This is a genomic window from Micromonospora sp. 050-3, assembly GCF_046549335.1.
Lineage (GTDB): Bacteria > Actinomycetota > Actinomycetes > Mycobacteriales > Micromonosporaceae > Micromonospora > Micromonospora trifolii.
In genome coordinates this window covers 2,880,709-2,905,543 of the sequence record NZ_JAJPVX010000001.1, presented here as the reverse complement: position 1 = coordinate 2,905,543, position 24,835 = coordinate 2,880,709, and the positions used below count along the sequence as shown (strand labels likewise).

Below are 24,835 nucleotides of genomic sequence, written 5' to 3'. Positions count from 1 at the left end.
TGATGAGCAACCCGACCACACGGCCCGACGACGCCACCGACCTGGCGGACGAGGGCATCGAACCGATCGCGATCGTCGGCCTCGCCGCGCGCCTACCCGGCGCCGCCGACGTGCACGAGTTCTGGCGCAACCTGGTCGACGGGGTCGAGTCGGTCACCGAGCTCACCCGCGAGGAGCAGTTGGCCCGGGGCGCGACAGTCAACGAGGTCGACGATCCGGGCTGGGTCAACCGCGTCCCGCTGGTCGACGGGTACGACGAGTTCGACGCCGGGTTGTTCGGGATGACCCGCCGGGAGGCCGAGCTGACCGACCCACAGCACCGGCTGTTCCTGGAGACCTGCCACACCGCGCTGGAGGACGCCGGCTACGACCCGTCGCGCTACGACGGCGCGGTCGGCGTGTACGCGGGCACCGGCGGCAACACGTACCTGCAGCGCAACGTGCTGCGTAACCAGCGGGCCGGCGGCAACCCGCACACCGCGGTGTCGATCGCCACCGGCAACTCGCCGAACTACGTGGCCACCAACGTGTCGTACCGGCTGGACCTGCGTGGGCCCAGCATGACCGTGCACACCGCCTGCTCGACCTCGTTGGTCGCCTTCCACCTGGCCTGCGAGGCGCTGCGCAACGGCGAGTGCGACATGGCCCTGGCCGGCGCGGCGAACATCGAGCTGCCGCACGTCGGCTACCTGGGGATGGAGGGCTTCACCTCGCCTGACGGCCGGTGCCGCCCGTTCGACGCCGACGCGAACGGCACGGTGTGGGGCAGCGGAGTCGGGGTGACAGTGCTCAAGCGGCTCTCCGACGCCATCGCCGACGGCGACACCGTACGCGCCGTGGTGCTCGGCAACGCGATCAACAACGATGGCGCCGGCAAGGTCGGCTTCACCGCGCCGAGCGTCGACGGGCAGATGGCGGTGGTCGCCCAGGCCGTGGCGATGGCCGACGTCGACCCGCGCACCATCACCTACGTCGAGGCACACGGCACCGGCACGGCGATGGGCGACCCGATCGAGGTGGCCGCGCTCTCCGCGGTCTACACGAAGGACACCGACGAGCGGGGCTGGTGCGGCATCGGCTCGGTGAAGTCGAACATCGGGCACCTCAGCCAGCCGTCGGGCATCGTCAGCGTGATCAAGACGGTGCTGGCCATGGAGCACGGTCTGATTCCACCGACGATCAACTTCGAGACGCCGAACCCGGCGGTCGAGTTCGCCGACACCCCGTTCTTCGTGACGAACACGCTGACCAAGTGGGACGCCGACGGCGGGCCGCGCCGGGCGGGGGTCAGCTCGTTCGGCATCGGCGGCACCAACGCGCACGTGGTGCTGGAGGAGGCGCCGGCGGCGTACCGGGACGACCGGCGGGTGCGCCCGGCGCACCTGCTCCAGGTCTCCGCGGCCACCCCCACCGCCCTGGACACGGCGGTGCGGCGCCTCGCCGATCACCTGGACGGCGCGGCCGACGCCGGGCCGGAGTACCTCGCCGACATCGCGCACACCCTGCGCGTCGGCCGCCGGCAGTACGCGCACCGCCGCGCCGTGGTCGCCACCGACCTGGCTTCGGCTGCCGCCGCCCTGCGTGCCCGCAAGCGCGGGCCGGAGCCGGTGACCGACAGTCCCGCCCCGAAGGTGGGCTTCCTGTTCAGCGGTCAGGGAGCCCAGTACGCCGGCATGGGCGCGCAGCTCTACGCCGAGCAGCCCAGCTTCGCGGCCGCCGTTGACGAGTGCGCCGAGCTGCTCCGCCCCGAACTTGGCCTGGACCTGCGTGACCTGATCCTCGGCCGCGACCCGGCGGCGGGGGAGCGCCTCGTTGAGACCCGCTACACCCAGCCGGCCCTGTTCACCGTCGAGTACGCCCTGGCCGTCCTCTGGCAGGCCGCCGGGGTGCGGCCGGCCGCGATGATCGGCCACTCCATCGGCGAGTACGTCGCCGCCACCATCGCTGGCGTGCTGAGCCTGCCCGACGCGCTGCGGGTGGTCGCCGGCCGGGGCCGGCTCATGCAGTCGGTGCCGACCGGTTCGATGCTGGCGGTGGCGCTGGACGAGTCGGTGGTCGCCGCGCAACTGCCCGCGGAGCTTGCGGTCGCCACCGTCAACGGCCCGGGCACCTGCGTGGTGGCCGGCCCGACCGCGGCGGTCGAGGCGTTTGCCGCCACGCTGGACGGCAAGAGCAAGATGCTGCGCACCTCGCACGCCTTCCACTCGCCGATGATGGACCCGATCCTGGCCGAGTTCACGGCGCTGATGGGCACGGTCACGCTGCGCCCGCCGACGCTGCCGTTCCTGTCCAACGTCACCGGCGCCTGGATCACCGCCGAGCAGGCCACCGACCCGGCGTACTGGGCGGCGCACCTGCGGCAGCCGGTCCGGTTCGGCGACTGCGTCGCCACCCTGCTGGCGGCGGGCACCTGGCAGCTGCTCGAGTGCGGCCCCGGCCGGCAGTTGGCGAGCCTGGCCCGGATGCAGGTGGCCAGGGCCGCACCGGAGCAGCGCCCGCTCGCCCCGCTGAGCAGCCTGCCCGGGCCGGGCGACGGCACCGGCGACCTGGCCACCCTGCTCGGCGCCGTTGGCGCGCTCTGGTCCGCCGCCGCGCCCGTGCGCTTCGACGACGACCCGGCGGCCCGGCGGGTGCCGCTGCCCACGTACCCCTTCGAGCGCCGCCGCTTCTGGATCGACCCGGATCCGGAGCAGCCGGTCGTGACCGCCCCGGTCGAGGTGGGGCCGCGACCGCTGCCGCAGTGGTTCGCGGTGCCGGTCTGGCAGCAGGCCGCGCCGCTGCCGGCGGCCGAGCCGCTGGGCCGCTGCCTGGTGCTGACCGCCGGCCCGCGCGGTGACGCGCTGGTCGCCGGCCTGCGGGCCGCCGGCGCCGACCCGATCGTGGTACGCCCCGGCGACTCCTTCGCCGGGACCGACACCGGCTACCACCTGCGCCCCGGTGTGCGCGTCGACTACGACGACCTGGTCGCGGCGCTCACCGCCGACGCGGTGCCGGCCCGGTTCGTGCACGCGTTCACGCTGGACGGCCCGCCGGCCGGCACCGACATCGCGGCGGTCTGGGCCGCGCAGGAGCGGGGCTTCTTCAGCGCCCTGCACCTGGTGCAGGCACTCGCTGGCGCCGGCCTGACCAGCGAGAACGACGGCCTCGCCCTGGACCTGGTAACCGCCGGTATCGGCGACGTCCGCGGCGACGACCTGCGTCGCCCGGAGCACGCCACCCTGGCCGGGCTGGTCCGGGTGCTGCCGGCCGAGCTGCCCGGGCTGGCCGTGCGGCTGGTCGACGGGGACCCGGCCGAGGACGACGTCGCCGCAGTGGTCGCCGAGCTGCGCCGCCTCCGGGACCCGGAGCGGGCCGAGGTGGCGCTGCGGGGGCGGCGTCGCTGGCTGCCCGGCTTCGAGCAGGTAACTGTGGACTCCGAGGCGGAGGCGGGAGCCCTGCGTGACGGTGGCCGGTACGTGATCACCGGTGGCCTCGGCGGCATCGGCATCACCCTGGCCGAGGACTTCGCCACCCGGGCCCGGGCCAGGCTGGTGCTGCTCGCCCGCTCCGGGCTGCCGGAGCGTGAGCGGTGGGACGACCACCTCGCGGTGCACGGCGACGACCGGGCCGGCCGGGCCATCGTGGCGATCCGTCGGATGGAGGCCGCGGGCGCCGAGGTGCTGGTGCTCGCCGCTGACGTCACCGACCCGGCCGACCTGCGCCGGGTCCGCGACGCCGCGCAGGCCGCGTACGGCGGCATCGACGGCATCGTGCACGCGGCCGGCCTGCCCGGCGGGGGAATGGCCGAGGTGAAGGAGCGGGCCGAGGCCGAGCGGGTGCTCGCCCCGAAGCTCGCCGGCACGCTCGCCCTCGCCCAGGTCTTCGGTGACCTGCCACTGGACTTCGTGGTGCTGTGCTCGTCGATCACCGCCGTGGTCGGCGGCTTCGGACAGGTCGACTACTGCGCCGCGAACGCGTTCCTCGACGCGCACGCGCGCTCGGGCGCAGGCTGGCGGGCACCGGTGCTGGCGCAGAACTGGGGCGGCTGGGCCGAGGTCGGCATGGCCGTGGAGACCGCCGCGCCGGCCGGCTTCCGGGCGGCCGGCCGGGACACCGTCACCGCGGCGGTCGACCACCCGGTGCTCACCACGAAGGTCACCGGGCCAGACGGCACCGTGCTGCACGGGCTGGTCTCCGCGGCCACCCACTGGCTGCTCGACGAGCACCGGATCGGGGGTGTGCCGGTGGTGCCGGGCACCGCCCACCTGGAGTCGGTCCGGGCCGCGGTGGCCGCCGCGCTGCCCGCGCCCGGCCCGGCCGCGGCGGTGGAGCTGCGCGACGTGGTCTTCCTCGAGCCGTTCGCGGTGCCCGAAGGCACCGTCGCCCAGTACCGGGTGGAGCTGACCGGCACCGACGACGGCGGCACCGAGTTCGCGGTGCGGAGCCTCGCAGGCGGCCGGCTGCGGACCCACGTGCGGGGCGGCGCGGGCTGGACCGACGAGCCGGCACCGGCACCGCAACCGGCCACGGTCGTGGGTCGCCGGGTGGACGACGACGCGTCGTTCGGGCGGGGCCGGACCAGCATGCTGACGTTCGGGCCGCGCTGGGCCGCGCTGCGGGAGCACCATCTGGCCGACGGCGAGGAGCTGGCGGTCGTCGAGGCGCCCGCCTCGGCGGCCGACGACCTGCCCGTCTGGGGCCTGCACCCGGCACTGCTGGACGTGGCGACCGCGTTCGGCCGGGGCCAGGGCAGTGGCACCTACCTGCCGCTGTCCTACGGCCGGATCGTGGTGCGCGGTCCGCTGCCGGCCCGGTTCACCAGCCGGTTGCGGCACCGCGCCGGCGGCACCGACGAGGTGGTCGCCGCGGACCTGTCGCTGCGCGACCCGGACGGCCGGGAGCTGGTCGAGATCAGCGACTTCGTGCTGCGCAGGGTGGACCAGGGCGCCGTCACCGGTGGCCTGAGCGGGCCCGCCGGCGACGACGCCAGGGCGGTGCCGGCTCCGTCCACCGAGGACATCCGGCCGGTGGACGGCGCGGAGGCGTTCCGCCGTAGCCTCACCGCCGGTCTCGGCGCCCAGGTGGTGATCGCCACCCGGACGGTCGAGGACATTCGGCACCGTGCCGGCCGGGTCACCTCCGGCAACCTCGCCGGCGACGAGGCGGCCACCGGGCCGGCGGCGACCGGGGCGTCGGCCGGCGCCGCCGGGCCGGGCACCGAGTTGGAACTGGCCATCGCCCAGGTCTGGCAGGACCGGCTCGGGGTGCCCGAGGTGGGCGTCGACGACGACTTCTTCGCCCTGGGCGGCAACTCCCTGGTCGCGGTCCAGCTGATCGCGGCCATGCGCAAGGCGACCGGGGTGCGCCTGCCGATGCGCAGCCTCTTCGAGACCCCCACCGTGGCCGGGCTGGCAGCCCGGATCGAGGAACTGCGCGTCGCCGCGGCCGACACCGACGAGCCGGCCACCCCGGCACCAATCCCCGCCATTCCGCGACTGCCCCGCGCGTGACGAGAAACCAGGAGTGGAGAGAACAATGAGCGACACGATCGCCACGCTGCCCGTGGTCGTCGAATCCGACGGCCGGACACTGACCGAGCTGATCACCGAGCGCCGCGCCGAGCTGCGGGCCACCGTGGCCGAGCAGGGCGGGTTGTTGTTCCGCGGCTTCGACGTGGGCGGGGTGGACGGCTTCGACCGGGCGGTCCGGGCGCTGGCCGGTGAGCCGCTGACCTACACCGAGCGGTCCTCACCACGACACGCCATCAAGGGCCGGGTTTACACCTCGACCGACTACCCGCCGGACGAGGAGATCTTCCTGCACAACGAGAACTCGTACCAGGCGCGCTGGCCGTTGACGCTGTTCTTCTACTGCATCACCGCGCCGCAGACACTGGGCGCCACTCCGCTGGCCGACATCCGCCGGGTCTACCGGGAGATCGACCCCGCGGTACGCGAGGAGTTCGTCCGCCGCCGCTGGATGCTGGTGCGCAACTTCCACGGAGATTTCGGCGCGAGCTGGCAGCACGTGTTCGGCACCGACGACCGCGCCGAGGTCGAGGCGTACGCGGCGGCGAACCGGATCACGCTGGAGTGGGTGGGCCGCGACGGGCTGCGTACCCGTGCGGTCCGCGACGTCGTGCACCAGCGGCCCGGCTCGGACATCCCCCGCTGGTTCAACCACGCCACGTTCTTCCACGTGAGCAGCCTGGCCAAGGACCTCCAGGAGGGGCTGCTGGCCATGTTCGGCGCGGACGGGCTGCCCTCGAACACCTACTACGGCGACGGCGGCGAGATCCCCGTCGATGTCATGGACCACCTGCGTGCCGCCTACCGGGCCGCCAGCGTCCGCTTCGACTACCAGCGCGACGACGTGCTGGTGGTCGACAACATGACCGCCGCGCACGGCCGGGAGCCGTTCACCGGCCCCCGCAAGATCGCCGTCGCGATGGCCGAACCGCACACCCCCGACACCGATGGAGCACTGTGATGGCCGAGCCCCGATTCCTGGTCGTGCGCAACGACGAGGAGCAGTACTCCATCTGGCCGGCCGGACGGGACCTACCGGCGGGCTGGTACGACATGGGGTTCGCCGGCACCCGCGAGGAGTGCCTGGCGCACATCGACACCGTGTGGATCGACATGCGCCCCCGTTCGGTGCGGGAGTCGGCGTCATGACCCAGGAGTGGACCTTCCCGGCCTCCTTCGCCCAGGAGCGGGTGTGGACGGCCAACCAGCTCGACCCCGGTTCGCCGGTCTTCAACATCTCCGTACCGTTCGGGTTTCCGGCCGGCGTCACCGCGACCCAGGTCGCCGAGGCGCTCACGCAGGTGATCGCCCGACACGAGGCACTGCGCACCCACCTGCGGATGGCCGACGGGGTGCTGACGCAGGTCGTCCGGGCCGTCGAGCCGGTGGAGCTGCCGGAGCTGGACCTGACCGACCTGCCCGCCGACGAGCAGCAAGCCCGCGCCACCGACACGCTGGCCGAGCTGGCGCGGACGCCGATCCCGCTGGACGCCCCGCCACTGTGGCGGGCCCGGCTGGTCCGCTTCGCCGCCGACCGGCTCGGGTTGCAGTTCGTGGTGCACCACGCGGTCTTCGACAGCCACTCCGCGGTGCTCTTCGACGCCGAAGTAGCCGCGTTCACGCAGGCCGCGCTGACCGGCGCGCCGGCCGACGTACCCGAGCTGCCCATCCAGTACGCCGACTTCGCCGTCTGGCAGCGCGACCAGCTCACCGACGACGAGCTGGACCGGCAGCTCGCCTTCTGGCGCGACAGCCTGGCCGGTGCGCCGACGGTGACCGGCCTGCCGCTGGACCGGCCGCGCCCCGCCCAGCTCGGCTTCGCCGGCGACGAGGTGCGTTTCGACCTTCCCGACGGGCTGCTGGACCGGGTCGGGCAGCTCGCCGCTGGCACGACTGCGACTCCGTACATGGTGCTGTTGGCCACCTTCGCCGCGCTGCTGTCCCGAATCTCGGGCGACCCGCAGGTGGTGGTCGGTGTCTCCACCGCCGGCCGGGACACCGCCGAGCTGGCCCCGTTGATCGGTATGTTCGTCAATCCGGTCGCGGTGTCCTGCGACCTGACCGGCGACCCGAGCGGCACCGAGCTGGTCGGCCGGGTCCGGGCCGGTCTGGTGGACGCGATGGAACATGGGCAGACGCCGTTCCAGCGGATCGTCGAGGCGGTCGCCGCCCACCGCGACCCGTCGGTGCAGCCGGTGTTTCAGACCGCCCTGAACTTCATCCCGGACTCCGGCCTGGACGTGGTGGCGCTGGGCACCACCAAGGACGACCTGGCGTTCGACATAACGCGCGGCACCAGCCGCCTGGTCTACCGCACCGACCTGTTCGACCGGGCCACCGCCGAGACGGTCGTCACCCGCTACCTGCGGTTGCTCACCGCCGTCGTCGCCGACCCGGCCACCAGGCTGTCCGCGCTGCCGTTGCTCGACGACGCCGAACGCGACCTGCTGCGCACGTGGGCTGGCACCGGTGGCGAGGTGGTGCCGACCACTGTGGTCGCCGAGGTGCAGCGGCAGGCCGCCGCCACCCCGGCGGCGGCCGCGCTGCTCTGCGACGGGGTGGAGTTGAGCTACGCCGAGATGTCCGCCCGAGCCAACCGTTTGGCCCGGTTGCTGGTCGAGCGGGGAGCCGGCCCGGAGACCCGGGTCGCGTTGCTGCTGCCCCGATCGGTGGAGCTGCTGGTGGCGATCCTTGCGGTGCTCAAGGCCGGTGCGGCGTACCTGCCCGTGGACACCGACTACCCGGCGAACCGGATCGGCTACCTACTCACCGACGCGGAGCCGACGCTGGTGCTGGCCACCCCGCAGACGGCCGCGCTGGCCCCGGCCGACGCGCTGGTGCTCGACTCCACGACCGCCGCCGACCTCGACGACACCGACCTGCTCGATGGCGACCGCCGGTCGCCGCTGCGCCCGGAGCACCCGGCGTACGTGCTCTACACCTCCGGCTCCACCGGCCGGCCCAAGGGTGTACTGGTGGAGCACCGCGCGGTCACCGCGTACCTGGCCTGGGCCCGGGACACCTACCCGGGGCTGGCCGGCACGGCCCTGCTGCACTCGCCCGTCACGTTCGACCTGACCGTGACCGGGCTGCTCGGCCCGCTCACTGTCGGGGGCACGGTCCGGCTGGCGGGGATCGACACGCCGGCCGCCCGAGCGGGTGGGCCGCCCACCTTCCTCAAGGTCACCCCCAGCCATCTGCCGCTGCTCGACGACGCGCTGTCGCCCACTACCGACCTGGTGATCGGCGGGGAGGCGTTGACCGGAGAGCAGGTGGCCGGCTGGCGGACGGCGCACCCGCAGGTCGCCGTCATCAACGAGTACGGGCCGACCGAGGCGACCGTCGGGTGTGTCGCCGCGCGGATCGCGCCCGGGCAGTCGGTGCCCGCCGGGCCGGTGCCGATCGGTCAGGCCACCTGGACCACCCGGGTCCACCTGCTCGACGCGGCGTTGAATCCGGTGCCGCCCGGTGTGGTCGGCGAGCTGTATATCGCCGGGGCGCAACTGGCCCGGGGCTACCTGCGCCGACCGGCCCTCACCGCCGAGCGGTTCCTGCCCTGTCCGTACGGGTCGCCGGGGGAGCGGATGTACCGCACCGGTGACCTGGCCCGCTGGCGAGCCGACGGGACGCTGGAGTACCTGGGCCGCCGCGACAACCAGGTCAAGGTCCGGGGGATGCGGATCGAACTGGGCGAGATCGAGTCGGTGCTGCGCGCCCGCCCGGACGTGGACGCGGCAACGGTCGTGGTCCGCGCCGACGGCGGTGAGCCGACGCTGGTCGGCTACCTGGTCGGCCCGGTCGACACGGGGGCGCTCGCCGCCGACCTGGCCCTCGAGTTGCCCGCGCACATGGTGCCGAGTGCATTCGTCGTGCTGGACGCGCTGCCGCTGACGCCGAACGGCAAGCTGGACACCGCCGCGCTGCCGGCCCCGGCGGTCGCTGCCACCGATGGGTTCCTCGCTCCGCGTACCGACGCCGAGGCCCTGGTCGCCGAGGTCTACGCCGACGTCCTCCAGGTGGAGAAGGTCGGCGTCCTCGACGACTTCTTCGCTCTCGGCGGCAACTCGCTACGCGGCATGCGGGCGATGGCCCGCATCCGCGCCGAGGTGGACGTGGAATTGCCGATGCGGGCGCTGTTCAGCAGCCCGGTGGTGGCCGACCTGGCGGCCCAGATCGAACAGCAGATCGCCGCTGAGCTCGACGAGCTTTCCGAAACCGAGGTCGCCGCGCTGCTCGTGGCGGAGAAGGACACCCCCTCATGACGGACGTGAAGGACACGGCCCGCGATTCCGCCCGGCAGGCGCTGATCGCCCAACGGCTGCGCCGCCGGTCGGGCGGCGCGCCCACCGCGCGGATCACCCCCCGCCCGCCGGACGCCGAGGTGCCGCTCTCGTACGCCCAGGAGCGGGTCTGGTTCATGGACCAGCTCGCGCCCGGCGAGGCGGCGTACCACATCGCGGTGCCGCTGCGGGTGCGCGGCCCGCTCGATGTCGCGGCGCTGCGCCGCGCGTTGGCCGACCTGACCCGCCGGCACGAAACGCTGCGCACGCGGTTCCCGGCCGACCCCGATGGTCGGCCCACGGTGGTGCTCGACGACCTGACCGAGGTGCCGCTGACCGTGGTCGACGCCGCCGACGAGGCCGCCGCGCAGGAGTTGATCGACCGGGCCGCCGCCGAGCCGTTCGACCTGGCCAACGGGCCACTGCTGCGCGCCCTGCTGATCCGGTTGACGGCGACGGAGCACGTGCTGTTGCTCGGCCAGCACCACATCGTCGGTGACGGCTGGTCGGTCGACGTGCTGCTGCGTGACCTGATCAGCCGCTACCGTGACCGGGAGCTGCCCGACCTACCGGTGCAGTACGGCGACTTCGCCGTCTGGGAGGCGCGGGAGCTGGCCGCCCCGGGCACCCGCCGGCACCTGGACTGGTGGAAGGACAGGCTCGCCGGCATCACCCCGCTGGAACTGCCATTGGACCTGCCCCGTCCGGCCACCCAGACCTACCGGGGGGACTTCGTCGAGTTCACAGTTGATCGGGTCACCACCGAAGGGCTGGCCGCGCTGACGCGCTCCTACGGCGGGACCCTGTTCATGACGCTGCTCGCCGCGTACCAGGTGTTCCTGGCTCGGCACAGCGGGCAGGACGACTTCGTGGTCGGCGCTTCGGTGGCCGGGCGGTCGGCACCCGAGCTGGAGAACGTGGTCGGCATGTTCGTCAACATGCTGCCGCTGCGCGCCGAGCTGGCCGGCGAACCGAGCTTCATCGAGCTGCTCCAGCGGACCCGCAGGGCGGTGCTGGACGGGCTGGAGCACGCCGAGGTGCCCTTCGCCCGGGTGGTGCACGAGTTGGGGCTGCCGCGCGACGTCAGCCGCTCGCCGGTCTTCCAGGCGATGTTCGTGTTGCAGAACTACGAGATGGGCCGGTTCGCCGGGGTCGCCGACGACGCCGGGGTCGGCTTCGAATGGCAACCGATGGAGTTGCGAGCCACCCGCTTCGACTTCGAGCTGCACGCAGTCGAGACCGGTGACGGCCTCTGGGGCAAGCTGGTCTTCAACACCGATCTGTTCACCAGGGACACCGTCGAGCGGATGGCGCACCGGCTGACCACCCTGCTGCGCACGGTGGTCGCCACGCCGGACCTGCCGGTCTCCGCACTGGATCTGCTCGCGCCGGCCGAGCGGGAGCTGCTGGCCGGGTGGAACGACACCGCCGCCGACTTCCCCCGGCAGCAGACCCTGCACGCCCCGATCGAGGAGCGCGCCGCCCGTACACCGGATGCGGTCGCGTTGCGGTTCGCCGGCCGATCGACGACGTACGCCGAGCTGAACACGGCGGCGAATCGGGTGGCGCACCGGCTGCGCGCCGCCGGGGTGGGCCCGGAGACCCTGGTCGGGGTCTGCGCGGAACGCTCGACGGAGCTGGTCGCGGGCCTGCTTGGAGTGCTCAAGGCCGGCGGCGCCTACCTGCCGCTCGACCCGGAGTACCCGCCGGACCGGCTGGCGTTCATGGTCACCGACGCCGCCGCGCCGGTGGTGCTGGTGCAGGGGCATCTGCGTGACGTGTTGCCCGCGACCGACGCCAGCGTGTTCGTCCTGGACGACGAGTCGGCCTGGGCCGACCAGCCGGCGAATGACCCGACTCCGATGGGCGGCCCGGCCAACCTGGCGTACGTCATCTACACATCCGGCTCCACCGGCCGGCCCAAGGGCGTGCCGAACACCCATCGGGGCATTGTCAACCGCCTCGACTGGATGCAGCGCACCTACCGGCTCGGTGCCGATGACGCGGTGTTGCAGAAGACCCCGGCCAGCTTCGACGTGTCGGTGTGGGAGTTCTTCTGGCCGCTGCGTGAGGGCGCCCGGCTGGTGCTGGCCGAGCCGGGCGGTCACAAGGACGCCGGTTACCTGCGTGACCTGCTGGTCGCCGAGCGGGTCACCACCGCCCACTTCGTACCGTCGATGTTGACGGTCTTCCTCGCCGAGGACGGCGTCGAGGCGGCCACCGCGCTGCGCCGGGTGATCTGCAGCGGTGAGGAGTTGCCGCTCGCCGCGGCCCGGGACTTCACCGCCCGGCTGCCCGGCTGCGGCCTGCACAACCTGTACGGCCCGACGGAGGCGGCGATCGACGTCACCGCGTGGGCGTGCGACCCGGCGCTGCTGGCCGGGCTGACCAGCGTGCCGATTGGCGCGCCGATCAGCAACCTGCGCCTGCACGTGCTGGACGCCCGGGGCAACCCGTGCCCGGTCGGTGTCGCCGGTGAACTGCACATCGGCGGGGTCGGGCTGGCGCGTGGCTACCACCGCCGGCCGGCGTTGACCGCCGAGCGGTTCGTGCCGGACCCGTTCGCCGCCGAGCCGGGAGCCCGGCTGTACCGCACCGGTGACCTGGCCCGCTGGCGGGTCGCGCCCGGCGGCCAGCCCGGCGGGGTGCTCGAGTTCCTCGGGCGGATCGACCACCAGGTCAAGCTTCGCGGCCTGCGTATCGAGCTGGGCGAGATCGAGAGCGCGTTGCGCGCCCAGCCCGGCGTGACCGAGGCCGTCGTGCTGGTCCGTGAGGACACCCCCGGCGACAAGCGCCTCACCGGGTACGTGGTCGGCGCGGCCGAGCACGACGCGTTGAAGGTGGCGCTGAAGGAGACCCTCCCCGAGTACATGGTGCCGGCGGCGTTCGTCACCCTGGACGTGTTCCCGCTGACCCCGAACGGCAAGCTGGACCGTCGGGCGTTGCCCGCGCCGGTGGTCACCCGCGCCGAGTCGGTGGCGCTCGTCGAGCCGCGCGACGACACCGAGCGGATGCTCGCCGGGATCTGGTCCGACATCCTCGGCGTGGACGCCCTCGGCATCGACGACGACTTCTTCGACCTGGGCGGGCATTCGATGCTCGCGACCCAGGTGGTGGCGCGGATCCGCAAGGCCGAGCACGGCGGCCGGCCGGTCGGCGTGATGGATCTGTTCCAGCAGCGCACCATCCGTGACCTGGCCGCTTTCATGTCCGGCGACGGCGCTGGCGACGGCCCTCGTCGGCTGCTCTACGAGCTGACGAAACCGATCCCGGCGGCGCAGCGGGTGATCACGTACGTCTGCGTGCCGTACGGCGGTGGCAGCGCGATCGTCTACCAGCCGCTCGCGGACGCGTTGCCGGCCGGGCACGCGCTCTGGTCCCTGGCCATCCCCGGGCACGACGTGGGGCTCACCGAGGCCGCGCTGCCCTTCGACGAGCTGACCACCCGGGTCGCCGAGGAGATCCTGGAACGTGTCGAGGGCCCCCTCGCGCTGTACGGGCACTGCGGGGTAGGCAGTGCGATCGTCGCCGAGGTGGCCCGCAAGGTGGAGGCCGCCGGCAGGGAACTGACGGCCCTCTACATCGGGGCGATGTTCCCGTTCGCCCGCCCGAAGGGCCTGTTCGCGGCGGTGCGTACCCGGCTTGAGAAGTTGCGCAGCAACCGGCACTACGCGAGCTGGCTCAAGTCGATGGGGGTCGACACCAACGAATTGGACCCGGAGCAGGCCGATCGGATCATCAGCAACATGCGGGCCGACTCCCGAGCCTCGGAGGAATATTTCACCGACCTGCTCGACCGGCGTGCGGTGAAGCTGCGCGCCCCGATCATCTCGGTGGTCGGCTCGGAGGACCCGGTCACGGACTACCACACCGAGCGCTACGCCGAGTGGCAGTTCCTCAGCGACCGGCTGGGGCTGGTGGTGCTGGATCAAGCCGGGCACTTCTTCCTCAAGTATCGGGCGCAGGAGTTGGCCGAGATCGTCACCCAGGTGCATCCGGCGCTGGTCGACGGTGACGTGTCCGCGTTGACGACGCGGGCCCGCGGTGAGGACGCCGCGTGGGTGGTGGCCGACGCCCGGGGCGTCGACGCCGTCACCACCCCTGCGCAGCCGGTGGTCCAACCGAGCATGGCCCGGTTCGTGGCGGTGACCGTCGGGCAGTTGGTCTCCACCACGGGCTCGGCCCTGACCGCGTTCGCCCTGCCGATCTGGCTGTTCACCCGTACCGGCTCGGTAGCCAACCTGGGTCTGCTCTGGGCGCTGGCGCTGATCTGCGGGGTGCTGATGCTGCCGGTCGCCGGGGCGATCACCGACCGGGTCAGCCGGCGAAAGATCATGATGATCGCCAGTTGCAGCGCCGGCACGATCCAGCTGGTGCTCGCCGCGCTGCTCTGGACCGGCAACCTCGCGCTCTGGCACATCTACGTTCTGGTGGCGCTGAGCCAGGTGGCTGCGTCGTTCCAGCGCATCGCGTTCCAGTCGGCGGTGCCGCAACTGGTGCCCAAACGCTACCTGGGGCACGCGATGGGCATCACTCAACTCTCCAACGGCTTCGCCCTGCTGCTGATGCCGGTCTTCGCCGCGGGCCTGCTCGCCACCATCGACCTCAGGGGCATCCTGCTGCTGGACGTGGCCAGCTACCTGGTCGCGGTGGTCACCCTGGCCGTGGTCCGCTTTCCCGACCTGCTCGGCTGGCGGCCCAAGGAGCGGCTGCTCGTGGCGATCGTCAACGGCCTGCGCTATTCGTGGCGACACCGCGGCTTCCGTCTGATGCTGGGATACTTCGCATTGGGCAACATCTTCCTGGCCCCGGCCCTGGTGCTCGTCACCCCGCTGGTGCTCTCCTTCGGCAGCGCCACGCAGGTGGCCCAGGTGGCCCTCGCCGAGGCGCTCGGCGCGGTTGCCGGTGGCGTACTCATGGCGCTGTGGGGCGGCCCTCGACACCGGCGCATGGTCGGTGTGCTGATCGGTAACCTCGGCACCGCGCTCGGCTGCGTCCTCGTCGGCTTGGACGCGTCGGTCGTGATGATCGGCGTCGGGGCCTTCTGGTTGGCCATGTCGATGACCACCGCGCAGTCCATCTACGCCACCATCGTCCAGGTCAAGGTGCCGCAGCGCTTCCATGGCCGGGTGTTCAGCCTCAACCAGACCATCTCCTGGTCGACACTGCCGATCGGCTTTGCGTTGCTCGCTCCGGCGGCCACCAGCCTGTTCGAGCCGATGCTCGCCCCAGACGGGGTGCTCGCCGGGTCGGTAGGCGCGGTGATCGGCACCGGGGAGGGTCGGGGCATCGGCTTCGCGTACGTCTGCTTCGGTGCGGCGCTGATCCTGATCACCCTGGGCGGTTTCTCGATCCGGCTGCTGCGCCGCTTCGACCTGGAGGTGCCGGACTCGCTGCCCGACGACCTGATCGGCGCCCAGGAGCGGGAACGCCGGCTCGCGGCCCGCGCCGCGCAGCGCGAGGAGGAGCAGGTGCCGGCAGGGGACTGAGTGGAGCTTCTCACGGAGGCGGCGAGATGTCACAGCTCCCGCGCGACGGCGGATTCTGACCTCGCCCCGGCCCGCCCCGGCTCGGTCCGGCCCTGGCGCTTGTATCAGGATTGTCCGGAATGACCGGGTGGTGGCATGGTACGAGTGCTCGGTGGATCCTGATGGTCGCCGCCAACCCGACGTCACCCGCCCCACTGCCGGAGCACAGCGGCCACCTGCTCCTCCGCGAGGTGACTCATGCCTCGGACACCTCCTCGGGCTCGGCGACCCAGGCGGAGAAGACCGGCACCCCGTGCCACGGGCCGGTGACGCCGTCAGCCCCGGCGTCGGTGGCGACGGCCACCACCGCGTACGGGTGGCCGAAGCGCAGCTCGGCGGTGCGGGCCACGCCCTCCGGCGGCATGCTGGTGATCCCGGCCATGCCGGTCACCGCCGCCGCCTCGAAGCCGTACCTGTCGAACCGGGCCACAGCCGTCTGCCGTGCCTCGAATCCGTCCACCTGCAGCATCATCGCCGTCGCCAGCAAGTCCACCGCGGCCTCGAAGCCCAGCGCCGGGGCGGTCAGGTCATGGTCGTTCCGAGCGGACCAGCAGGGCAGGACGGCGGTCTGCCGCTCTTCGCGGCCGTCGCGGGCCCAGGTGTGCACCCGGTCCTCGGTCAGCGTCCACAGCGGAGCCTCGCCGAGCGGCAGGTCGAACAGGGAGCGGCTGCCCGCCGGTGGCGCGCCGTCGGCCGCGCCGGCGCTCAGGTCGTACGCGATGGCCAGCACCTCGGCCGGTGGCACCTGCGGCGCGGCGGCAACGGAGAGGACGACCAGCCCCGCGCCCTCGGTCGTTTGGGCGGGTGCGGCGTGCACGATCACGTCACCGGCCCGCGCGCTGGACACGATGGCGCAGCGGTGGCCCTCGCTCGGGCTGCGCAGTGCTTGCCGTAGTTGGCCGGCCCACGGGCTGTCGGCGCCGAGCGCGCGTGCGTCGGCGACGTCGAACGGGGTCGCCCAGGACACCCGGGTGGCCAACGCGCTGGCCAGGATGAACTCCACGTCCGATTCGACAGTCAGGGGAAACGTCTCGATCAGGCCGAGGGTGTGCTCGCGCGCCCAAGCGTCCAACCCGGCCTGATCGGGCAGTGCGCCGACCTCGGTCGTGCCGGGCAGCGCGGCCTGCCACGCCGCCGGCCCGCCGTCGCCCTGCCCCGCTCGGTGCCAGAGCGCGGTGGCGGACCCGACCAGCGGGTGCGGCGCGTCCAACAGCGTGCGGGCCACCTCGGCCGCGCTCGGCAGGTCGGTGCCCAGCGCCTGCGCAAGCTTCGCGGCGGCACTGTCCGCTAGGGCCGGATCGCTGTCGGCCGTCGTGGCAGTGACCGCGAGCAGCAGCCAGGCACCGAGCGGGGAGGCGACGTGGTGTCCGTCGCCGGCCGTGGCGTGCAGCCGCGCGGCGTACGCGGAGAGCGGCCCGTGCAGATCGGTCCTCATGCCCCCACTCTGCCCGCCGGCCCGGCTCATGACCACAGCTCGAACGGCTCGTCGATCTCCGTGCCGGCGAGAAACGGGGTGATCAGCCGGGGGAGCTGCCCGGGGTAGAACCGTTCCCGACTGGCCACCACCTCCGGCAACGGCCACCAGCGGAAGCTGAAGTAGTCCTCCAGCTCGTAGTCGAGCCGATGCGTCTCGTCCACGTCCGGGCCGGGGTCGGCCAGTCGTACCGCGACGACGACCTCGTCCTGGACGTGTCGTACCTGGCGGTGCAGGAAGCTTGCCCGCCGCCGCCAGTTCGGCGCACCAACCTGGTCGGCGGTGACCGCGATGCCGGTCTCCTCCCGCAGCTCCCGCACCGCCGTGTCGCGGTAGGTCTCACCGGGGTCCATGCCGCCGCCCGGCAGCTCCCACCAGGTGCCCAGCCGGGCGTGGTCCGGGTCGCGGGTGTGGAACAGCAACACCCGGCCGGTGCCGTCGGTGACCACCACCCGCACCGCGCGTCGCTCGAGGATCGGCAGGTCGCGGGGCAGCTCGTTCATCGGGCCAGTCTGTCGCACCGCCCGCTTCGGCGGCGGGTAGGCTGCCCGCCGTGGCTGGTCTGTTGAGGAATGTCGCGGCGCGAATCTCCCGGGTCGGTGCGGTGATCCCGTCGCCCCGGCGTACCGGGCCGGCGCCCGCGCAGGTGGCCCGCCGCCGTCAGGTGAGCGCGTTGCAGCGTCGGGAGCTGACCTACGCTCCGGAGCGGGACGGTCAGGCCGACCCGGGCGAGATCGTCTGGACGTGGGTGCCGTACGAGGACGACCCGCGCCAGGGCAAGGACCGGCCGGTTCTGGTCGTCGGGCGGCACAGCCGGACCCTGTTCGGGTTGATGCTGTCCAGCCAGAGCGAGCGGGACGGGCAGCGGCACTGGTTCGCGCTCGGGCCGGGTGAGTGGGACCGCGACAACCGGCCGAGCTGGGTCCGGCTGGACCGGGTGCTCACCATGCGCGAGGACAGCATCCGCCGGGAGGGCGCAGTGTTGGATCGGCCCCGGTTCGACCGGGTCGGGCAGGCGTTGCGCGCCGGCTACGGCTGGCGCTGAGGTCTATTCGCGGCTCGCGGCACCCTTCGCGTCCGGCGGCGGGTACGGCTGGTCGGCGAGGAGCCGGGCCAGGTGTGCGGTGTTGAGCGCCAGGGCCTTCGTGGTGCGGCCGGTGGTGTCGGGCTTGGGGCCGGCGTCGCGGTAGTCCACTGTGTGTAGTGCCTCGCCGACCCAGTAGGTAGCGGCGGCGGCGGCGATCGTGAACCCGACCTCGTTGAGTGCCTGCTGCACCTCGCCGATGGTGTGGTGGGCGCCATCCTCGTTGCCGACCACTGCGACACCGGCGACCTTGCCGTAGGTGCGGAGTCGGCCCTCGGCGTCGGTTTCGGAGAGTTCGGCGTCGAGGCGTTCGAGGACCATCTTGCAGACGCTGGAGGGCTGACCGAGCCAGATCGGCGTGGCGATGATCAGCACCTGGGCTGCCATCAGCTTGGCGCGGATCGCCGGCCAGCCGTCGCCGTCGCCCTCGTCGGTGGACACCCCGAAGCGCACGTCGTGATCGACCACCCGGATCATTTCGCCCTCGACGCCCTGCGTGGCCAACTCGGCGAGCACCTCCCGACCGAGCTGCTCGGCGCTCGACGGCGCCGGCGACGGCTTGAGGGTGCAGTTGAGTACGAGGGCGCGGATGCTCGCCACGTCGGTTCCTCTCGGCGGTCCTTGAGGGGGTGCTGGCTTCCCATACCCCGCTGGCGTACCGGAACACCTTTGCCAGGTTCGAGCGGCGGAAGTCGTTGACGCAACCACGATGACCTGTATATTCAACCTCAAGGTTGATTAACGAGTTGGTTGAAAGAGACACATGACCGCAGATCCTCTCAGCGCCGTGTTCGCCGCGCTCGCTGATCCGACCAGGCGGGCGATCCTGGCCCGGCTGGCAAGCGGCGACGCGACGGTCAACGAGCTGGCGACGCCGTTCCCGATCAGCGTCCAGGCGATCTCCAGGCACCTCTCGGTGCTGGAACGTGCCGGGCTGATCGTGCGGACCCGCGAGGCGCAGTGGCGTCGCTGCCGGCTCGACCCGGCGCCGCTGCGGACGCTCGCCGAGTGGGTCGACCAGTACCACCGGCTCTGGAACGACCGTTACGACACCCTGGACGACTACCTACGCGACCTGAAGGAGACCCGCCATGAACAAGCTCCCTGACCTGACGATCGACCTGCCGTCCGACCAGGAGATCACCCTCACCCGGACGTTCGACGCGCCCCGCGAACTGGTCTACGCCGCGCACACCCAGGCCGAGCACCTCAGGCAGTGGTGGGGGCGGGGCAACCCATTGGACGTCGAGATCGACTTTCGGGTGGGCGGTGGCTACCGGTTCGTCGAGCACGCCACGGACGGCAACGACTACGCCTTCCGCGGCGAGTACCGGGAGATCGTCGTTCCCGAGCGTCTCGTGCAGACCTTCGAGTTCGAGGGCATGCCCGGCCATGTCGCGGTGGAGACGGTGCTCTTCACCGAAGAGGAGGGGCGCACCACCATCACGAGCACCACCCGCTTCGACACCACCGCGGAGCGCGACGGGATGGTCGACTCCGGTATGACGCAGGGGGCCGCCGAGTCGTACGCCGCGCTGGACCGCCACCTGGCAACGCTGCGCTGAGCGCGGCGCGACAGGCAAAATCGCTGTGTCGGTGACCGGAGCGCTGGCATGGTGTCCGCATGGTGCAGGACGTCGCACGGCAGGTCGCCGAGCAGGTGCGGACGGGCTTCGGCCTGCAACCCTCCACGATGGAGTGCGTCGCCTTCGGCGCGGACGAGCACGCCCGACTGTGGCTGGCCCAGACCGCCGACGGCGGTCGGTACGCGGTCAAGCTGAGCGGCGGCGGCACCCCGGCCGGCCTGGTCGTGACGGCGTACCTGGCCGAGCAGGGGGTGCCGGGCATCGCCGCGCCGCTGCGGGCCGCCGACGGACGGTTGTTCATCGACCACGACGGCCGGCGCCTCTCGGTGGTGCCGTGGGTCTCCGACCAGCGGGCGCTCGACGGCCCGATGACCGGCGCGCACTGGCGCGCGTACGGCGAGGTGCTGGCCGCCGTGCACGCCGTGCCGGTGACCGACGGGCTGAGCCCGCTGCTGCCGGCGGGCGGTGCCGGGTACCCCTCGATCGTGACCGCGACCCGGGCGATGGCCGCGCGGCTGCGCGACCCGGCCCCGGCCGACCTCGCGGACCCGCTGGTTGCGGAGCTGGCCGGGGTGTGGTCGGCGGTGGCCGACCGGCTGGGGGCCCTGACCCGCGAGGTCGAGGGCCGCGCCGTCGAGCAGCGCGACCGGCCCGGCCCGATCGTCGTCTGTCACGGTGACCCGCACCTGGGCAACCTGCTGCTCGGCGCGGATGGGCAGGTCTGGCTGATCGACTGGGACGACGCGGTGCTCGCCCCGCCCGAGTGCGATCTCATGTTCGTCCTCGGCGGGGTGCTCGCCTTCGCGCCGATCACTCCCGAGCAGCAGCAGGCCGTGCTCGCCGGCTACGGCAGGACCGACGTCGACCCCGTGCGCCTGGCCTGGTTCCTCGCGGTCCGCGCGCTCGACGATGTCAGCAACTGGACCCGCCAGGCGTTGGACCTCGACGCCGAGACGGCCGACCGGGATCGTGCGGCGCGGATCGTGCGGGGGCTGGTGTCACCGGTGGGTCTGGTCACCCTCGCCGACGCGGCGATGCGCGGTCTCGACCCGCGGCGCGTCGCGGGCCCGGCGTCCGTCCACAGTGGCCACCCTGCGGGGCAGGGCTGAACGGTCAGCGCTCCGCGAGGAACGCGCTGTCGACCAGTTGGCGGGGCGACCGGGCACCACCGAGGCTCTTCGCCTGGTACATGGCCGCGTCGGCGCGGCTGAGCGCGTCGGTGAGCTGGGCCGGGCCGGTCACCGGGGCGAGCCCGACGGAGGCGGTGACCCGGACGCTGCAGCCGCTCAACCGGATCGGCGCGGCGACGGTTTCGCTGAGCCGGCGGGTCGAGTGCTCGATCCAGCGCCGGTCGACGGTGGGGCTGGAGAGCAACCCGGCGAACTCGTCGCCACCGAGGCGGGCCACGAGATTGTCACCGGCGAAGCCGGCGAGCCGCTCGGCCACACTGATCAGCACTTGGTCGCCGGCGGCGTGCCCGTACCGGTCGTTGATCTGCTTGAAGTCGTCCAGGTCGAGCACCACGGCGATCAGCGGCTGGCCGGCGGCGTCGGTGAGCAGGGCGGCCGCCAGGCGGTAGAAGGCGCGTCGATTGGGCAGCCCGGTGAGCGGGTCATGACTGGCGGCGTGCCGTTCGGCGGCCAGTTCGGCCTGGAGATGGCCGATCTCGGCCTCGGCGCGCACCGCTCGTCGGCGTAGTTGCCAGGAGGAGAGCAGCGCGCCGGCCGCGCAGACGCCGGAGGCGACACTCATCGGATCCGGCACGAACCCTCCCATCGCCGCGACCGCCTCCAGCCTTCGCTTGACGCGGCGCGCCGCGTCGGGCCCAGTTTTGCCTGATCGTTGCCCGTCTGGTGGTAACACAAAGTGAACGGATGGGCACCGATCATCTGCGTTATCATGCTCGCCGTCGGATGCAGATGCAATAGCAGATGCACGTGCAGAACCGTCCAATGTCGATACCGCACCCCCTCGCCGTCACCGCTCCTCCCACGGCCACCGGCGGGCTCGTAACAGAAAGACGCCCCCATGCAGCAGCCACCCAATGGCGTACCGATCCACCAGTTGCCTCCGCTGAGCTGGCAGAAGAGTCGCCGCAGCAACCCCAGCGGCAACTGCGTCGAACTGGCCGAACTGCCCGAGGGAGCGGGCATCGCGGTCCGCAACTCACGACACCCGGAAGGGCCGGCGCTGATCTACACGGTGGACGAGATCGCCGCCTTCGTTCTCGGTGCGCGGGACGGCGATTTCGACCATCTGATCAACTGACCGGCCGGGCGTGGGTCGTCCCGGCGACGGGACTTATTCACCGGCGCGGAGGAGTTCACCTCACTGTCGGTCCATGGCATGCTTACACGTCGGCCGGGCCGGGGCGCCCGGCCGCCGTGGATCGGTGTCCGGAGGTCCGCACGTGACGATCGTTCCCGCCGAGGGTGGCCCGACAACCGGGCCGACCGTGCTGCGCATGCTGCTCGGCGCCCAACTGCGCCGACTCCGGGAGTCCAGCGGGGTGACCCGGGAGGGCGCCGGCTGGGAGATCCGCTCCTCCGAATCCAAGATCAGTCGGATGGAGCTGGGCCGGGTCGGCTTCAAGGAGCGCGACGTCGCCGATCTGTTGACCCTTTACGGCGTCACCGAGGACCACGAGCGCGACGCGCTGCTCAAGCTCGCACGGGACGCTAACAGCCCCGGCTGGTGGCACCGCTACGGCGACGTGTTGCCGTCCTGGTTCCAGTCGTACCTGGGCCTGGAGGCCGCCGCCGCGCTGATCCGCAGCTACGAGGTGCAGTTCGTGCCCGGCCTCCTGCAGACCCGGGAGTACGCCCGGGCGGTCGTGCTGCTCGGGCACGGCGCGGCCGGTCCGGGTGAGATCGACAGGCGCGTCGCGCTGCGGATGCAGCGTCAACAGTTGCTCCAGCGGCAGAACCCGCCGCAGCTCTGGGCCGTGGTGGACGAGGCGGCCCTGCGCCGGCCCATCGGCGGCGCCGAGGTCATGCGCGGCCAGCTCGCCGCGCTCATCGAGGCGACCAAGTCGCCGCACATCCGGCTTCAGGTCATCCCGTTCGCCGCCGGTGGCCACGCCGCCGCCGGTGGCGCCTTCACCATCCTGCGCTTCGGTGACCAGGAGCTCCCGGACATCGTCTACATCGAGCAACTCACCAGCGCGATCTACCTCGACAAGCGCGACGATCTGGACTACTACGCGGTGGCCATGGAGCGGCTCTGCGTCGAGGCCGAGCCGCCGGAGCGTACGCCGGAGATCCTCAGCGGCCTGCTGGACGACCTCTACCCGGCCTGACGCCAGACCGCGACGGCCCTAGCATGGTCGACGACCGTGGACAGTGGACGGACGTCAGTGCGGAGGCAGCCTTGACCACCAACACCTCGGGCGCGGCGGCCGGCTCACCGAGTGACCGGATCGACACCTCGGTGGCCCACCCGGCCCGCCGCTACAACTACTGGCTGGGCGGCAAGGACAACTTCCAGGCCGACCGGGAGTCCGGCGACACGATGGCGGCAGCCTTCCCGACGATCCGCACCGCCGCCCTGGAGAACCGCCGTTTCCTCCAGCGGGCCGTGGGCTTCCTGACCCGCGAGGCCGGCATCCGGCAGTTCCTCGACATCGGCACCGGCATCCCGACCGCCAACAACACCCACGAGGTCGCCCAGGCCATCGCGCCGGAGTCCCGGGTGGTCTACATCGACAACGATCCGATCGTGCTGGCCCACGCCCGCGCGCTGCTGAGCAGCTCGCCGCAGGGTGCCACCGCCTACATCGACGCCGACCTGCGCGACCCGGAGCGGATCCTGGCCCACCCGGAACTGAGCCGCACCATCGACCTGTCCCGGCCGGTCGCCCTCATGCTGGTGGCGGTCCTGCACTTCGTGCCCGACGACGAGGACCCGTACGCGCTGGTGCGGCAACTACTCGACGTGCTGCCTGCGGGCAGCTACCTCGCTGCCTCGCACGCCACCCACGACTATCTTCCGTCGGCGGTGGCCGAGCAGGCCCGGGCGGCGGCCAAGGGTGGCGGCCCGCACGGGGTGATCAACCTACGCAGCCGGGACGAGTTCACCAGCTTCTTCGTCGACCTCGACGTGGTGGAGCCGGGCATCACCTCGGTCGCCGAGTGGCGGGCCGAGAGCGAATCGCAGCCGCGCCCGTCGGTGGTCGACGTGAGCATGTACGGCGGCGTCGCCCGCCTGCCCTGACCGCCCAGGCGCACTCTCGGCTCACGTATTGACCGACGCCGACTGGTCCGGCTAGTCTCTGTATCGATACAGACTGGATCGATACAGAGAGGTGCCGGTGAAGCCAACACTGCAAGCCGTGGCCGACGCGGTCGGCGTCTCCCGCAGCACCGTGTCCAACGCCTACAGCCGCCCCGACCAGCTCTCCGCCGCCCTGCGCGAGCGGATCCTGGACGCCGCCCGGCAACTCGGGTACCCCGGCCCCAACCCCACCGCGCGCTCCCTGCGCCGGGGCTTCGTCGGGTCGATCGGGGTGCTGTTCACCTCGCAGTTGTCGTACGCCTTCACCGACCCGTTCGCGGTCCGCTTCCTCGCCGGTGTCGGCGCGGCGGCCGAACGGCACGGCACCAGCATGCTGCTGGTGCCGCTGCCTCCGGCGGTGACCGACGCCCGACGGGCGGTGGAGAACGCCGCCGTCGACGGGTTCTGCGTCTACTGCGTCGCCGACGAGGAGTGGGCGTTGGACGTGATCCGCCAACGCGGGTTGCCGTTCGTCAGCACGGCCGCCCGCGACGACGCCAGCGCCGACGAACGGTTCGTCGGCATCGACGAGCGGGCCGCCGCGCGCAGCGCCGCCGCGCACGTCGTCGGGCTCGGGCACCGTCGGGTGGCGCTGCTCGCCGACTCGGTGCTGCCCGACGCGCCGGCCGGCCCGCTCACACTGGCCGGGGTCGACCAGGTGCCGCACCCGACCACCCGAGGTCGGCTCGGCGGGTTCGCCGACGCCTTCGCCGAGGTCGGCGTCGGCTGGGCCGAGCTGACAGTGGTCAACGTCCCCGGCAACAGCCGGCCGGCGGCAGCCGCAGCCATCGCCGGGCTGTTCGACCAACCCGCACCGCCGACCGCCGTGCTGGCCGGCTCCGACGTCCTCGCGCTCGGTGTGCTGGACGCCCTGGCAGCACGGCCGGCCCATGATCGCCCCACCGTCTCGGTGACCGGCTTCGACGACGTCGCCGAGGCCGCCGCGGCCGGCCTCACCACCGTTCGGCAACCAGCCGAGGAGAAGGGCCGCATCGCCGCCGAACTGCTGCTCGACCCGCCCGCGGACGCCGCGGCCGGTCACGTGTTGCTGCCCACCGAACTCGTCGTCCGGAGCTCCACCGGACCTGTCCCGAGGAGTTGACC

General features: G+C 72.6%; 17 protein-coding genes. 13 read left to right on the top strand and 4 right to left on the bottom strand.

From position 1 onward, the window contains the following. Positions 1-2: 2 nt before the first annotated feature. The 5 genes from ACLJOK_RS13385 to ACLJOK_RS13365 are packed head-to-tail and all read left to right on the top strand — an operon-like array spanning position 3 to position 15,276. Entirely contained in the window at positions 3-5,489 is a 5,487-nt protein-coding gene (locus ACLJOK_RS13385) for an SDR family NAD(P)-dependent oxidoreductase (RefSeq protein WP_410818719.1), read from the top strand. Positions 5,490-5,514: 25 nt separating this feature from the next. Beyond that, positions 5,515-6,468 carry a TauD/TfdA family dioxygenase gene (locus ACLJOK_RS13380; RefSeq protein WP_410818718.1) on the top strand — a complete coding sequence of 318 codons (954 nt, stop codon included), beginning with the start codon at positions 5,515-5,517 and terminating at the stop codon, positions 6,466-6,468. Then, a complete protein-coding gene (locus ACLJOK_RS13375) occupies positions 6,468-6,656 on the top strand; it encodes an MbtH family protein (RefSeq protein WP_410818716.1) in 189 nt (62 codons plus the stop codon). The genes ACLJOK_RS13380 and ACLJOK_RS13375 overlap by 1 nt, the downstream gene beginning before the upstream one ends. Further along, the gene (locus ACLJOK_RS13370) at positions 6,653-9,769 is read left to right on the top strand and encodes a non-ribosomal peptide synthetase (RefSeq protein ID WP_410818714.1); all 3,117 of its coding nucleotides are present in this window, start codon (positions 6,653-6,655) and stop codon (positions 9,767-9,769) included. The genes ACLJOK_RS13375 and ACLJOK_RS13370 overlap by 4 nt, the downstream gene beginning before the upstream one ends. Beyond that, positions 9,766-15,276: an amino acid adenylation domain-containing protein gene (locus ACLJOK_RS13365; protein WP_410818713.1), complete on the top strand. Its 5,511-nt coding sequence runs from the start codon at positions 9,766-9,768 to the stop codon at positions 15,274-15,276. The genes ACLJOK_RS13370 and ACLJOK_RS13365 overlap by 4 nt, the downstream gene beginning before the upstream one ends. A 235-nt stretch (positions 15,277-15,511) precedes the next feature. Here ACLJOK_RS13365 and ACLJOK_RS13360 read toward each other — a convergent pair whose 3' ends face one another. Both ACLJOK_RS13360 and ACLJOK_RS13355 read right to left on the bottom strand, forming a co-directional pair. Continuing rightward, positions 15,512-16,750, bottom strand: coding sequence for a hypothetical protein (locus ACLJOK_RS13360; RefSeq protein WP_410818711.1), 1,239 nt, complete (start codon positions 16,748-16,750; stop codon positions 15,512-15,514). A 26-nt stretch (positions 16,751-16,776) separates the two neighbouring features. Beyond that, positions 16,777-17,292, bottom strand: coding sequence for an NUDIX hydrolase (locus tag ACLJOK_RS13355; protein ID WP_410818709.1), 516 nt, complete (start codon positions 17,290-17,292; stop codon positions 16,777-16,779). A gap of 50 nt (positions 17,293-17,342) precedes the next feature. Between ACLJOK_RS13355 and ACLJOK_RS13350 the strand changes: the two genes are divergently transcribed. After that, positions 17,343-17,834, top strand: coding sequence for a type II toxin-antitoxin system PemK/MazF family toxin (locus ACLJOK_RS13350; protein ID WP_030336385.1), 492 nt, complete (start codon positions 17,343-17,345; stop codon positions 17,832-17,834). 3 nt (positions 17,835-17,837) lie between these two features. Here ACLJOK_RS13350 and ACLJOK_RS13345 read toward each other — a convergent pair whose 3' ends face one another. Continuing rightward, positions 17,838-18,473, bottom strand: a complete 636-nt coding sequence (locus tag ACLJOK_RS13345; RefSeq protein ID WP_410818706.1) for a flavodoxin family protein — start codon at positions 18,471-18,473, stop codon at positions 17,838-17,840. Between the two features lie 163 nt (positions 18,474-18,636). On the opposite strand from ACLJOK_RS13345, the gene ACLJOK_RS13340 reads away from it, so the two are divergent. From ACLJOK_RS13340 to ACLJOK_RS13330, 3 genes are read left to right on the top strand one after another with little or no spacing between them, the layout of a single operon-like run. Beyond that, entirely contained in the window at positions 18,637-18,981 is a 345-nt protein-coding gene (locus ACLJOK_RS13340; RefSeq protein WP_410818705.1) for an ArsR/SmtB family transcription factor, read from the top strand. Further along, a complete protein-coding gene (locus tag ACLJOK_RS13335; RefSeq protein ID WP_410818703.1) occupies positions 18,965-19,438 on the top strand; it encodes an SRPBCC family protein in 474 nt (157 codons plus the stop codon). Before ACLJOK_RS13340 ends, ACLJOK_RS13335 begins: the two co-directional genes overlap by 17 nt. Before the next feature lie 59 nt (positions 19,439-19,497). Then, a complete protein-coding gene (locus tag ACLJOK_RS13330; RefSeq protein WP_410818702.1) occupies positions 19,498-20,568 on the top strand; it encodes a phosphotransferase enzyme family protein in 1,071 nt (356 codons plus the stop codon). Between the two features lie 4 nt (positions 20,569-20,572). Here ACLJOK_RS13330 and ACLJOK_RS13325 read toward each other — a convergent pair whose 3' ends face one another. Then, positions 20,573-21,223, bottom strand: coding sequence for a GGDEF domain-containing protein (locus ACLJOK_RS13325; protein ID WP_238658305.1), 651 nt, complete (start codon positions 21,221-21,223; stop codon positions 20,573-20,575). 264 nt (positions 21,224-21,487) lie between these two features. Between ACLJOK_RS13325 and ACLJOK_RS13320 the strand changes: the two genes are divergently transcribed. From ACLJOK_RS13320 to ACLJOK_RS13305, 4 genes are all read left to right on the top strand, one after another. Then, on the top strand, positions 21,488-21,727 hold the full coding sequence (locus ACLJOK_RS13320; protein ID WP_091406718.1) for a DUF397 domain-containing protein: 240 nt from the start codon (positions 21,488-21,490) through the stop codon (positions 21,725-21,727). A 196-nt stretch (positions 21,728-21,923) separates the two neighbouring features. Continuing rightward, entirely contained in the window at positions 21,924-22,757 is an 834-nt protein-coding gene (locus tag ACLJOK_RS13315) for a helix-turn-helix domain-containing protein (protein WP_410819349.1), read from the top strand. A gap of 23 nt (positions 22,758-22,780) precedes the next feature. Beyond that, the gene (locus ACLJOK_RS13310; RefSeq protein WP_410818699.1) at positions 22,781-23,671 is read left to right on the top strand and encodes an SAM-dependent methyltransferase; all 891 of its coding nucleotides are present in this window, start codon (positions 22,781-22,783) and stop codon (positions 23,669-23,671) included. A 97-nt stretch (positions 23,672-23,768) separates the two neighbouring features. After that, the gene (locus ACLJOK_RS13305; protein ID WP_410818697.1) at positions 23,769-24,833 is read left to right on the top strand and encodes a LacI family DNA-binding transcriptional regulator; all 1,065 of its coding nucleotides are present in this window, start codon (positions 23,769-23,771) and stop codon (positions 24,831-24,833) included. The last annotated feature ends 2 nt before the right edge of the window (positions 24,834-24,835 follow it).